Origin of the sequence: Frigoribacterium sp. UYMn621 (genome assembly GCF_040549525.1) — a bacterium.
Taxonomy (GTDB): domain Bacteria; phylum Actinomycetota; class Actinomycetes; order Actinomycetales; family Microbacteriaceae; genus Lacisediminihabitans.
This window is the reverse complement of the sequence record NZ_JBEPTM010000006.1, coordinates 45,068-57,742: the sequence shown is the minus strand read 5'-3', so window position 1 is coordinate 57,742 and position 12,675 is coordinate 45,068. Positions and strand designations below refer to the sequence as shown.

At 66.8% G+C, this 12,675-nt stretch carries 8 protein-coding genes; 5 read left to right on the top strand and 3 right to left on the bottom strand.

What is annotated here, in order from left to right; all coding sequences use genetic code 11:
- The first annotated feature begins 128 nt into the window (after positions 1–128).
- Together ABIB54_RS11455 and ABIB54_RS11450 are read left to right on the top strand one after the other, a co-directional pair.
- Complete coding sequence (locus ABIB54_RS11455; protein ID WP_354575649.1) at positions 129–884, top strand: SDR family NAD(P)-dependent oxidoreductase; 756 nt, start codon at positions 129–131, stop codon at positions 882–884.
- 62 nt (positions 885–946) lie between these two features.
- Positions 947–1,180, top strand: coding sequence for a hypothetical protein (locus ABIB54_RS11450; RefSeq protein WP_354575648.1), 234 nt, complete (start codon positions 947–949; stop codon positions 1,178–1,180).
- Between the two features lie 267 nt (positions 1,181–1,447).
- Here ABIB54_RS11450 and ABIB54_RS11445 read toward each other — a convergent pair whose 3' ends face one another.
- The gene (locus tag ABIB54_RS11445) at positions 1,448–2,842 is read right to left on the bottom strand and encodes an HNH endonuclease signature motif containing protein (protein ID WP_354575647.1); all 1,395 of its coding nucleotides are present in this window, start codon (positions 2,840–2,842) and stop codon (positions 1,448–1,450) included.
- Positions 2,843–3,144: 302 nt separating this feature from the next.
- Here ABIB54_RS11445 and ABIB54_RS11440 point away from each other — a divergent pair, with 302 nt between their 5' ends.
- The 3 genes from ABIB54_RS11440 (at position 3,145) to ABIB54_RS11430 (ending at position 6,716) form a co-directional block, all read left to right on the top strand.
- On the top strand, positions 3,145–5,268 hold the full coding sequence (locus ABIB54_RS11440; protein ID WP_354575646.1) for a nuclease-related domain-containing DEAD/DEAH box helicase: 2,124 nt from the start codon (positions 3,145–3,147) through the stop codon (positions 5,266–5,268).
- 57 nt (positions 5,269–5,325) lie between these two features.
- A complete protein-coding gene (locus ABIB54_RS11435) occupies positions 5,326–6,210 on the top strand; it encodes an HNH endonuclease (protein ID WP_354575645.1) in 885 nt (294 codons plus the stop codon).
- Positions 6,211–6,281: 71 nt separating this feature from the next.
- Complete coding sequence (locus tag ABIB54_RS11430) at positions 6,282–6,716, top strand: VanZ family protein (protein ID WP_354575644.1); 435 nt, start codon at positions 6,282–6,284, stop codon at positions 6,714–6,716.
- A 280-nt stretch (positions 6,717–6,996) separates the two neighbouring features.
- Here the strand turns inward: ABIB54_RS11430 and ABIB54_RS11425 are convergent, their stop codons facing one another.
- Positions 6,997–8,136: a DUF4192 domain-containing protein gene (locus tag ABIB54_RS11425; protein ID WP_354575643.1), complete on the bottom strand. Its 1,140-nt coding sequence runs from the start codon at positions 8,134–8,136 to the stop codon at positions 6,997–6,999.
- Between the two features lie 580 nt (positions 8,137–8,716).
- A complete protein-coding gene (gene mfd / locus ABIB54_RS11420; protein ID WP_354575642.1) occupies positions 8,717–12,328 on the bottom strand; it encodes a transcription-repair coupling factor in 3,612 nt (1,203 codons plus the stop codon).
- Between the last annotated feature and the right edge of the window lie 347 nt (positions 12,329–12,675).

The window sequence follows — 12,675 nt, the reverse complement described above, 5'->3', positions numbered from 1 at the left end:
CCTTCGGGACGCCGCGCCCTCGGGACGCCGCGCCTTCGGGACGCCGCGCCTTCGGGACGAAAGGCCCGTGCGCTCCCCCTCTCGCGGGATCAGGATGAAGTGTCATCCCTCAACGATTGGAGATTCTCATGGCAACCTACGACGTCGCACACCGCTCGGCCATTGTGACCGGTGCCGCATCGGGCATCGGTCGAGCGATCGCCCTCGAACTCGCCGCGAACGGCGCCTCGGTCATCGTCGCCGACCTCACAGATGCGCCGCTGGTCACTCTCCTCGAGCAGATCCGAGCAGCCGGCGGCACCGCCGAGAAGATCGTCGGTGATGTCTCCGATCCCGATTTCGCGATCGCCTGCGTTGCGGACGCGAACGCGCTCGCCCCGCTGCGGGTCGCCGTGAACAACGCGGGAATCGGAGGCGAGCAGAACCTGATCGGTGACTACTCCCTCGACGGCTGGCGCCGGGTGATCGAGATCAACCTCAACGCGGTCTTTTACGGCCTCAGGGCCCAGTTGCCGTCGATGGCCGAGAACGGCGGCGGATCGATCATCAATATGGCCTCCATCCTCGGAAGCGTCGGCTTCCCGACATCCAGCGCCTACGTCACCGCCAAGCACGGCCTGCTCGGACTCACCCAGAACGCCGCGCTCGAATACGGCGCGAAGAAGGTGCGCACCAATGCGGTAGGGCCGGGATTCATCCACACACCGCTCGTCGATAGCGCCCTGGATGATGCCACCCAGGACTTCCTCGCTGCCAAGCACGCACTCGGCCGCCTGGGAACGCCGGAGGAGGTCTCGGCTCTGGTCTGCTTCCTCGCCTCGGATGCCGCCTCGTTCATCTCTGGCAGCTACCACTTGGTCGATGGCGGATACGTGGCGCAGTAGCGGTCGCGCAGGAGCTCTCCCGTCTGGAATCCGGCCAGCGCAAGGCGACGCTAGAGCCGCTGTTGCCGATCTCTCGAGCCCACCACCTCACCCTCGAGGACCCCGTGACGCCGCATCCGGTCGCCGATCCCCGGGTGCGAACCCGCGGATCCCACCGGTGCGGTGTCACCACCTTTCCCCTCAGCCGCCAGCCGTCGGCGATCGCCGCCTTCAAGCAGGTGATCGCGGCGTCGAAAGAGGTACGTGTCATCCCACTCCGGGCGTGCACGAGGGCTACGAGTGGCTCCACGCGCTGAGCGGGAGGATTCGGCTCGTGCTGGGTCCCCACGACCTCACCCCTGTGCCTGGCGAGGTTCCGGAGTTCGATACCCGCGTTCCGTACTGGTTCGGCAGTGCCGACCAGGGTCGTGTCGAATACCTGACCCTCGTCAGCAAGCAGGGCGAGAGGATGCACGTGGCGGTGCGCACCCGCGGTGAGCACCGGCGCTGCGCAGAAATAGAGCGGCGGGGCGACTCGTGTAGCAAGGGTGGTGAGTTCGAGAGTGCGGGCGGGTCTCGCACCATCACTCCCGCCGCACGGTCGGCACCGGTGGGCGTCCACCGCGGCGTGGCCGGTGGCGGACATCCACCGATGATGGCGGTGTGAACCACGGCACGTTGTCGATCACCTCGATGCCCCAGCCGTCACGATGAACCGTGTGGTGGTGCTTGATGCAGAGCAGGATCCCGTTGGCCAGATCGGTCGCCCCGTCGTGCGACCACCAGCGCAGGTGATGAGCCTCGGTATGGCTCGGCGGACGTGCGCAGCCGGCCACGGCGCATCCGCCGTCGCGTTCGGCGAGCGCCAGTCGCTGGGCCTTGCTGAACAGTCGGCGCGATACCCCGAAGTCGAGCACCTCGCCCATCCCGTTGAGCACTGCCGGGATGAGGTGCGCGTCGGCCGCGAGGTGACGGGCCGTGCGGGCGGAGATCGGTTGCTCGATTCCGTCGATCTGCGCCTCGCCGAGCCCGCTCAGCAGGGAATCGAGAGTCATGCGCACCACCACCGTGGCCGACGGCAGCGGCACGGACGCGCCGTCACAGGAGATGGCGTGCCGTGCCAGCTCCACGACGGCATCCGCCGCGATCTGGGCAAGAGTGCGGGAATCGGGCACCGGATCGGGGTCGGTTGCGTCGGCATCCGGAGCACCGTGGTCAGACTCGTGAAAGTGCGGGGCACGGATTGCCTGGCCGACCTGTGCGTCGATGGCGGCGTCGAGGTAGGCGGATCCCACGGGATCGAGGTCGAGCCGGTAGCGCTTCATCCCGTTGGCCAGGATGCTGCGCCGCAGGGAGCGACGCTCGACAAGGAGGCCCTCCCGCTGTTCGATGCCGTCCACGTCGAGCGCGTCGCGCCAGCGAGCGGCGAGCGCGCGCACCATGTCCGCCGGCGACTCCAGCGCGAACGTCACGAGTGCGAGCTCGGCGGCGTCGAGATCGTCTCGCTGGGCGCGCGGCGACGCTTGCGTGAGCGCCATGACGATGTGATTTGCGGAGTCGATGGGGATGATTGCGGCGCTGACGGCATCGGCGACGACGGGGAACGCGGGTGGCATCCGCTCACCGAGCAGGGTGACGCGATCCGCGGTGGCCTCGGCGACCCGGCACAGCCGCTGCCCCTCGGCCGCCGTGATGCGACCGACGTCGGCGAGCAGCACGGCCGCGCTGGTGCTGCCGAAACGCGAGGCGAGGCCGTCGGGCCCGAGGCTGGACCGGGACCGCTGCACCACTTCGGCCGCCAGTCGCACCAGCCGGGAGTCGGCGGCGTGCCGAAGTTCGAACCCGCGCTCGAGCGCGCCGAGCAGCGCGGCATCGGTGAGCAGCGCGGCATCGGGGAGCGATGCGGCATCGGGGAGCGATGCGGCATCGGGGGCGCTCTCGACGTCGGTGTCGGGATGCATCGCGGTCGGGGTGTTCATGATCACAGTGTCGTAATGACCACCGACATTCGTGGGGTCAATACTGCCTTTGACCGGCTGTTTCTGTGGATAACCGTGAAGAAGTCGAGATGTGGAGGAGTAGCCATATCTAGGTTGCCAGAGGCCGGGTGCGGGTCGTTCCGAGAGTGATCACGACGAAAGACGAGACGATCGGGATCGCGGCGTCGCGGAATCCGGCCATCGATACCGGTACCCCCGAACGGGCGATAGACGAGTTCCTCTCATAAGACAAGGATGGAGGAGGATCGCCAGCCGGGGCGACCACGTTCGGGGGAACAACGATGTCTGCAGGTCATTCGGCGGCCGGCGAAGCTGCCCGGTATCTGGCCCAGGCCGAAGCGGCCGAATACGCCTCCGTGAAGGCGCGCCAGATGTACCGCAACTACCTGGCCGGAGCCGACGGTGAACGCCGGCTTGCGGACCTGATGGAGCCCCTCGTCGAGCAGGATTACTATGTTCTCGCCGACCGCGCGTGGCCAGGTTCGAGGACGGCGAATGTCGACTTCATCGTCGTCGGGCCATCGGGTATCTTCCTCGTCGATGCAAAGGCGTGGGGGCAGGTGCGCATCCAGAACGGCCGAGTGTTTCAGGATCAGGATGACGTCACCGAACGTTTCGAGAACTTCGCTTCACTGCGCGACGTCACGGAAGCCGCCCTCGCCGAGGTGGGGATCGCTCCCGGCGAGATCCGGGTCGCCGCGATCTTCTTGGGCCAACGGGACATTGACCAACAGATTTTGGGAGCCACCACGACGGGCGCTGGCATCCCGGAGAACGGCGCCGGCGCGTCGGGATCCAGCATCGATCTCGTGAGCGAGGATCGAGCTATCCGGTACCTGCTCGAGCGCGGCACCCGGCTTCGCCCGCTCGAGATTCATGCAGCGCTGACCGCTTTGGAGGTGCTCTTTCCGCCGATCGTTGCGCGCCAGCGGCCGTTTGAACTGACCCTCGTCGAGCCGGTGATAGACGCGCCATGGGACGATGCGCTGATCACGCTCCAAGAGATCGAAGAAGCCCTGCTCAGCAGCATCATGGTGAAGCCGATCGAAGAGTGGATGGCGTTTCTGCATCCCGATCAGGCAAAGCTCGCCCGTCGATCATTCAACGGCCCATCCCGCATCCGCGGCGCCGCCGGCACGGGAAAGACTGTCGTCGGGCTGCATCGCGCCGCCTACATTGCCCGCACCCGACCCGGCACGGTGCTGGTCACCACTTTCGTGCGTACCCTTCCGGCGGTGCTCTCGTCTCTAATGCGGCGGATGGCACCAGAAGTGGCCGATCGTGTCGAATTCTCCGGCATTCACGCCTTTGCCCTCCGACTCCTGCGCGACCGAGGCGTCGGCACCCATCTCGATCCCGCCAAGGCGAGTCTTGCATTCGATCGGGCTTGGCGATCCGCCGGACTGAACTCCGAACTCGTGCGCATCGACAGCGACAAGGACTACTGGCGCGATGAGATCCTGAGCGTGATCAAGGGGCGTGGCCTCACCAAGTTCGAACAGTACGCCGCTCTTTCGCGTATCGGACGAAAGCGCGGGCTCAACGGCACCCAGAGGCATGCGGTCTGGCAACTTCACGGGGCCTATCACTACGCGCTGCGGGAGGCGCAGGTGCACGACTTCGCCGATATCATCCTGCTTGCGGAGCAGTCGCTGAAGAAGACTCCGCTCGAGGGCTACAGCGCGGTGGTCGTGGACGAGGCCCAGGATCTCACGTGCGCCATGATCCGGATGCTGCACAGCATCGCCGGCGACCGGCCCGACGGCCTCAATCTCATCGGGGACGGCCAACAGACCATCTATCCCGGCGGTTACACGCTCTCCGAAGCGAACATCTCGATTGCGGGGCGGGGTGTGATTATGACCAAGAACTACCGGAACACGATCGAGATCGCTGACTTCGCGCTCACCCTGGTCGCCGGTGACGAGTTCGTCGACATCGAGGGATCGCCCTCGAAGGCGGATGTCACCTCAGAGGTCGTGCGGCACGGCGCGCGGCCGGAGGTCACGCGCTTCACCTCACGGGCCGACCACGATCTCTCGCTGATCGACCACGTGCGGAGCCTCCAACGCGCCGGAGTGCCCCTGGGCGACATCGGGATCCTCACCTCCACAACCTTCGCCGCGACCGATCTGCGAAAGGCATTGGATGCCGGCGGTCTCAGGTCGATCGAGTTGCTCGACTACGACGGCACCACCGTCGAGGCGATCAAGGTCGGCACCATCAAGCGGGCAAAGGGGCTCGAGTTCAAACAGGTGCTGGTGGCGCGCACTCCCCCGCGACTGCTCGAGCCGGCGCCCGCCTCGGAGGAGTCGGCCGCGACCGAACGTCGCGAGCTCGATCGGCGGGAGTTGTACGTGGCGATGACCCGGGCGCGGGATGGGCTGTGGGTGGGGGTTGCTTAGGGAGGCGGCCCGCTCGGCTTCGCATGGTCCGTTGCCGATTGCTGATAGGACTGAGCCATGAGAACCGCCGACGAGCAATCCGCCATCCGCTCGGATGTCTTTCGTTGGTTGGACGGAAAGCTCGGGTCTGGGAAATCTGAACTTTCTCGAGAGGAACTCGAGAACTATCACTATGGTCTCGAGCGTCTCCCTCTTCTCGATACCGCCAGAGGCATCCGAAATCCCCAAGATTTTGAATCGACGCTCACGATAATGACGAGCACGAAGAGCCCCTATGGCGACGAGACGATCAGCCATGATGGGTTCGTGCGTTACGCCTATCAGGCGCGAGATGGAGGAGACAATTCCAAGCTCCGAAGGGCGTTCGAGAACGCTGATCCCCTCGTCTACTTTCGCGGCATTCGCCCGAAGGCATTTGTTCCCTACTACCCGGTCTACGTGGTCGCCGACGACACCGCGGCCAGAGAGTTCCTGATCGCTGTCGACGAGACGATGCGGTTCTTCGGCGACCCGCTACATATGACTTTCAACGAGCGGCGATATGCCGAGCGGACCGTGCGAGCGAGGCTGCATCAACCGGTTTTCCGTGCCCAGATCATGTACGCCTACCAGACCACCTGCGCCATCTGCAATCTCAAACACGGTGACCTTCTCGACGCCGCGCACATCATCGCCGACGCTGAAGTCGATGGGTTTGCTCGTGTTTCGAATGGTCTCGCCTTGTGCAAGATTCACCATGCCGCCTATGACAGGAATCTTCTGGGGATCACCCCGGAATACGAGGTGCGGATCGATCGAGACCTCCTGGACGAGATCGACGGACCGATGCTCCGACACGGGCTACAAGACATGCACGGACGTCGTCTGAATACACCGACGAGATTGGCCGATAAACCATCGAGGGAATCGCTTGCTGTGCGGTTCGCAGAGTTCAGTCGGTGATGGTCGCTTGCTCAGGGCGGCCGTGCTCGGCGGCGCGACACTCTGTAATCCTCATTCACTAGGCTCCCCCCATGCTGCGAGGCCGGACCCGACGACTGCTCGCCCTCATCGGAGTGGCGTATGTCGCGGCGTGCCTCGTGATCGGATTCTGGCCGTCTCCGGTCGATCGACCCGTCGATGATTCGCTCGCACGGGTGCTCGCGTATCTCCACTCCGTCGGGGTTCCGGATGTCGTGGACTACAGCTTCGTCGAACGTGCAGCGAACGTGCTGCTGTTCGTGCCGTTGGGGGCGCTGGTTGCGGCGCAGCTGAGTAGGCGGCACTGGTGGATCGCGCTGGGCACCTGCATTGCACTGTCGGGAGTCATCGAGCTCGGCCAGGCGCTGCTGCTCCCGGCCCGTTATGCGAGTTGGATCGACCTGCTCGCCAATTCCGTGGGTGGGGCGATCGGCGTGGGCATCACGATGCTGTTGCGTCGGCGCACTCAGGGCACCACCAGCCGGTGAAGCGCTCGAGCATGACGAGTTCGCGCGGAGAGCCGCAGGCGTCGCAAGGCGGGCTCGGCGGGAGGTCGTCGGTGTGCTCGACGGCTCGGGGTTCGGGGGCGGTCATGAAGGGATTGTACGGCGGGTCTCGACACGGTCGCTGAGCGACCTACTCGACCAGCAAATAGTCGGCCGGCGGGTCTCGACACGGTCGCTGAGCGACCTACTCGACCAGCAGAGCCAGTCAGCCAGCGGGAGCGACCTACTCGAACAGCAGAGCCAGTCGGCCGGCGGGAGCGACCTACTCGACCGGCGGGTCCAACGTCGCCGCGAAGGCCCACTCGGGCAGGATGCCGGTGCGGGTCATCGCCTCGAGGAGTTGCGCCATCGAATAGTCCGGCGCGATGGCCAGTGCTTCGTCCAGGTGCAGGCCGGCCTGCGTTCCGTGGCCGAGGGCCCAGTTGAGCCAGGCGAGCATGCAGAGCAGAGGCGGCCGCTTCGCATCCTCGGTGCGCGACGTGAGTTCGAGCAGGAGCGCGATGGCACCCTCGATGCGGTGCGGATCGGGGCGCGGACCGATCCCCATGAGAAGTTCGGCCGCGGCAGAGTCCGCCTCGGAGGCGACCTGGGGTTCGTCGGGAGAGTCGGCCTGGAGATCCTGCTCCCACAACCGGTCGCCCAGCTCGAGACCGAACGCCCACTGCAGCATTACGAGGTCCCGTACCGGCGGCGCCTGGAGCGCGAAAACGAGAAGGGCTCCCTCGGCGTCGAGCGCGTCGGCATCCCAGGCGAGCGCATCCTCGGAGAAGCCGGGCACGTCTTCGAGCGCGTCGAAGATCTCGGGCACGTCGACCCGGGGATCCCGAAGCGCGACGGAGAGGGACTCGAATGCGGCGAGCCTCTTCGACATGCGGGACCGCTGCGGCTTCTCCGCCCGCGGGACGCGATCGACCATCGTCGCCGGCGGGGGAAACAGCCCCCGCTGGCCCTCGATGGCGCGGGCGACGGTCGACTCGGCGATCTGGGCGAGCGGATGTCCGCCGATCGGCACGTCGCGATCGACATAGGATGCCCAACCATCCGCCGCCTGACAGATCGACTCGCGCAGCTCGAATCCCGAGAGCTGCAGCCGCCGCCCGATCACCTCCGCGAAGGCCGCCTGCGGAACGGCATCGCCCCCGCCGAACTCCTCGTCGGTGTAGACGATCACCAGCGCGGCATCCACCGCCGGCAGTTTGCAGAACATACCGACGATGGTGGTCGCGACACGTTTGTGGATGACTCGATCTGCGGATGCCGGGAGATCGAACCTCATCGCGCCACAGGTGCGCTTGCCGCGGAAGGCGACGAGCACGACGCTGTTGCGCGGAAGGAAGCCCACCATCGGCGGCGCCATCGCAAGCAGGTCGGCCGGGCCGCTTGCCTTGAGTATCACTGTCATGCCGCCAGTGTGACGAGGCGGTGGAGGACGTCTGCGGGCGATTGCGCGATCTGTGGATAAGTGCGGTGGGCGGGCGTGAGGGCGGAGAGCAGAGGTGTCCATCGAGGCGAGCTGGACGGCTCGCATCAGTCGATGTCCTGAGCAAGCCGGCTTGACCACTCCGCCAACGAGTCCAGGTCGTGGTCTGGCCCACGCCGCTTGAGGATGTCGACGTCCTCGAGCGTTCCGAGCGGCCGCTTCTCGCGCGTGAGGGCACGGATGACGTTGGACGCTCGGCTCTATTCGTCGCCGCTCGCGACGAGATCATCGAGGAAGTCCACCCGGTCGTCGGGCAGGCGCAGTGGGCCAGCTCATCCATCACCTCGATCTCTGCGCGCTCGCTGGCGCGCTGCATCATCGCGCGAGTCTGCCGGTCGCGATGGTGTGAAGCTGGAGCGCGCCGCTTCGGCGGAGACCGATCGCGGCCGCGAGTGCCTAGAGCGGAGATTCTCAGCTGAGCCGGCGTGTCGAAGGCTCTGGGCGGCGTGTCGTTCGGGATGTCCGCTGTGGGCACTCGACACGCGGCCTCCCTCGTCGGGCGCTACTCGACCAGCGGGGCATCCACCTTCAGCTCTGCGCCGAAGATGGCCACCAGCAGCTGGCCGGTCCACTCGATGAGGTCGGCATCGGCCAGCGGGATGCCCTGGCGCACCGGCAGCGGAACCGACACCGAGTGCGTCTGGGTGAAGTAGCGGGCGCCCGGGAACATCCGCTGCAGCCGGATCTGGATCGAGTCCAGCAGCTCCATGGATGCCACGCGCAGGTTGCCGCCGGCGGTGACGACCTCGGAGAGGCCTGCCTTCTGCGCCATCCGCCGCAGCCGGGAGACGGCGATGAGGTTCTGCACCTGCACGGGCGGTTCGCCGTAGCGGTCGGTGAGCTCCTCGAGCACGCGGTCGATCGAGTCGGCGGATGCCGCGGGCGAGGACGCCGTCGACAGCTTCTGGTAGGCCTCGAGGCGGAGGCGCTCGCTCTCCACATATTCCTCGGGGATGTGCGCATCCACCGGCAGTTCGAGGCGGAGTTCGGTCTGCCCTTCCGCGACCTCGCCGCGGAAGGTGGACACGGCCTCGCCGATCATGCGCAGGTACAGGTCGAAGCCGACCCCGGCGATGTGGCCGGACTGCTCGCCGCCGAGCAGGTTGCCCGCGCCACGGATCTCGAGGTCCTTGAGCGCGACCTGCATCCCCGCACCGAGCTCGTTGTTCGCGGCGATCGTGGCGAGCCGATCGTGAGCGACCTCGCCGAGCGGCTTGTCGGCGTCGTAGAGGAAGTAGGCGTAGGCGCGCTCGCGCCCCCGGCCGACCCGCCCGCGCAACTGGTGAAGCTGGCTGAGGCCGTACTTGTCGGCTCGGTCGATGATGAGGGTGTTCGCGTTGGCGATGTCGAGGCCGGTCTCGATGATGGTGGTGGAGACCAGCACGTCGAACTTGCGCTCCCAGAAGTCGACCATCACCTGCTCGAGCACGTGTTCCGGCAGCTGCCCGTGGGCCACGGCGATGCGTGCTTCGGGCACCAGCTCGGCGAGCTGGGAGGCGACCCGGCTGATCGACGAGACCCGGTTGTGCACGAAGAAGACCTGACCCTCGCGCAGCAGTTCACGACGGATGGCGGCACCGACCTGCTTGTCGTTGTAGGGGCCGACGAAGGTGAGGATCGGATGCCGGTCCTCCGGCGGTGTCGCGAGCGTCGACATCTCTCGGATGCCGGTCACCGCCATCTCGAGCGTGCGCGGGATCGGCGTCGCACTCATCGCGAGGATATCGACGTTGGTCTTGAGCTTCTTCAGCGCGTCCTTGTGCTCGACGCCGAAACGCTGCTCCTCGTCGATGATCACGAGACCCAGGTCCTTGAGCACGATGCTGGGGCTGAGCAGGCGGTGTGTGCCGATGACGACATCCACCGTGCCATCCGCCATGCCCTCGATGGTCTCCTTCGACTCCTTGTCGGTCTGGAACCGGCTGAGTGCGCGCAGGTGCACGGGGAAGCCGGCGAAGCGCTCGGCGAAGGTCTCCATGTGCTGCTTCACCAGCAGGGTGGTGGGCACGAGCATGACGACCTGCTTGCCGTCCTGCACGGCCTTGAACGCGGCGCGGATGGCGACCTCGGTCTTGCCGTAACCCACGTCGCCGGAGATGAGACGGTCCATCGGGATCGGCCGCTCCATGTCGGCCTTGACCTCGTCGATGGTGGTGAGCTGATCGGGGGTCTCCGCGAAGGGGAACGCCTCCTCGAGCTCCCGCTGCCACGGGGTGTCGGGCGGGAACGCGTGGCCCCGGCTCGCCATTCGGGCCGAGTAGAGCTTCACGAGCTCGACGGCGATGTCGCGCACCGCCTTGCGGGCGCGTCCCTTTTGGGCCGCCCACTCGGATCCGCCCATCTTGCTGAGCGCGGGCGCCTCTCCCCCGACATAACGGGTGAGCAGGTCGAGCTGGTCGGTGGGAACGTAGAGCTTGTCGTTGGGGTAGCCGCGCTTCGATGGCGCGTACTCGACCAGCAGGTACTCGCGGTTGTTCTTGACGGCGTTGCGTCCGCCGGTGGAGACGGTGCGCTGCACCAGCTCCGCGAATCGGCCGATGCCGTGCGTCTCGTGCACGACGAAGTCGCCGGCCTTGAGCTGCAGCGGGTCGACCACGTTCTTGCGACGGCTGGCGAGTTTCTTCACCTGGCGGGTGTCGTAGCCGGCGGCCCGACCGTAGAACTCGCTCTCGCTGAGCAGGGCGAACTTGGTTTCCGGCAACTCGAAGCCGTGCTCGACGGATGCGCAGAGCAGGTACGCGACGCCCGTCTCGGTCTCGGCCGGGAACTCTTCCACGATGCGGGCGGCGAAACCGTGCTCGCCGAGGGCCTCGGCGGCGCGCTCGACCAGGCCGTGTCCGGCCGCGACGACCGCGACGGTCCAGCCGTCCTTCAGTTTGTCGCCGACGTAGTCGATCGCCCCGTCGGCCTGGCCCTGGAAGGTGGGAACCGTGGTGGCATTGACGCGGATGTAGTGGTCGCCGTCGCGGAGTTCGGAGGTGGCGGTGGTGACGGTCTCGGGTTCTGCTTCGCCGCTGTCGAAGGAACTCAGCGTCCACCAGTTGCGCGCCCCTGCGGCATCCCTCAGCGCGCTGACGCTGAGGAAGTCGCCGGAATCGAGGTCGATCGGCGCCTCGGCTCCCGCGGTCGCCGCATTCCACGCGGCGCTGAGGAACTCGCGGTTCGTCTCGACGAGGCTGACGGCGCGACTCGCGACCCTTTCCGGCGCGAGAACCGCGATCGCGGCATCCGTCGGCAGGTAATGAGTGAGCGGCACGAGTCGGTCGGCGAGGGCGGGTGCCAGCGACTCCATACCGTCGACCGGGATGCCCTCGCTGATCTTGGCGAGCATCTGGCTGAGGCTCGGGAACTCGTGCTGCATCTCCCGCGCGCGCTGCTTCACCGCCTCGCTGAGCAGCAACTCCCGGCTCGGCGGGAGCTCGACCGTGGGGATCGGCTCGTCCATCGAACGCTGGTCGGCGACCGAGAACTGGCGGATCTGCTCCACCTCGTCGCCGAAGAACTCGACGCGCCACGGATGCTCCGCCACCGGTGCGAACACGTCGAGGATGCCGCCGCGCACCGCGAATTCGCCCCGACGGGTGACCATGTCGACTCGGGAATATGCCAGGTCGACGAGCTGACGGCTGATGCCCGCCAGGTTGTAACCGCGTCCACCGGCGGAGAGGGCGAGCGGCTCGATGCTGGTGAGGTTGTCGGCGAGGGGTTGGAGTGCGGCACGCACGCTCGCGACGATGACCAGGTCGTGCTGCGGGGCATCCTGCCAGCGCTGCATGGTGCGCAGCGCATGGATGCGCTTGCCGACGGTCTCGGCGCTCGGGCTCAAGCGTTCGTGCGGCAGGGTCTCCCAGGCGGGGAACTCGACGACCTGGGCATCCGGCATCACGCTGGCGAGCGCCGAGCGGAGCGACTCGGAATCACGACCGGTTGCCACGATGGCGAGCAGGGCCTGAGGCGCCTTCGCCTTGTCGCCTCGGGCCGTGAGCAGGGAGGCGAGCAGCGGGGCGCGGAGGCCATCGACCAGGGAGAAATCTGCGCTGCGGGAGCCCCAGGAGACGGCGTTTTCGAACGTGTGGGCGCGTAAGAGCGCAGAATTCAAGCCCGAAAGTATCACTTGATGGAGTCTACGCTCGGGGGGTGACAGGGGGCTGTTCCCGCTCGCTTCACGCGGCAGGCATCCGTCGAAAAGGGTCGTCGGGGAGGGCGTTGGGCGCAGTTTGTGACGGGCTGTGGTGGGTTCGCCGGTGGGGCGGAGTCGGACGCGGGGTCGACGGTGGGAGGGGGGGAGTCGGGCGCGGGGAGGCCCGGGCCCATCCGTCGCAAAGCGTCGCCACCGGGAGCACCGGGGACATTTTGTGACGGGTCGACACGGGTTCGCCGACGAGGCCCTCCCGGGCGCGGGCCCATCCGTCGCAAAGTGTCGCCACCGGGGGTATCGGGGACATTTTGTGACGGGTCGAC

Excerpts from the sequence above, each read along its gene's own strand:
- ABIB54_RS11430 (WP_354575644.1), top strand. The coding sequence starts at position 6,282 with ATGCTGCGAGGCCGGACCCGACGACTGCTCGCCCTCATCGGAGTGGCG.
- ABIB54_RS11425 (WP_354575643.1), bottom strand. The coding sequence starts at position 8,136 with ATGACAGTGATACTCAAGGCAAGCGGCCCGGCCGACCTGCTTGCGATG.
- ABIB54_RS11445 (WP_354575647.1), bottom strand. The coding sequence starts at position 2,842 with ATGAACACCCCGACCGCGATGCATCCCGACACCGACGTCGAGAGCGCC.
- ABIB54_RS11435 (WP_354575645.1), top strand. The coding sequence starts at position 5,326 with ATGAGAACCGCCGACGAGCAATCCGCCATCCGCTCGGATGTCTTTCGT.
- ABIB54_RS11455 (WP_354575649.1), top strand. The coding sequence starts at position 129 with ATGGCAACCTACGACGTCGCACACCGCTCGGCCATTGTGACCGGTGCC.
- ABIB54_RS11440 (WP_354575646.1), top strand. The coding sequence starts at position 3,145 with ATGTCTGCAGGTCATTCGGCGGCCGGCGAAGCTGCCCGGTATCTGGCC.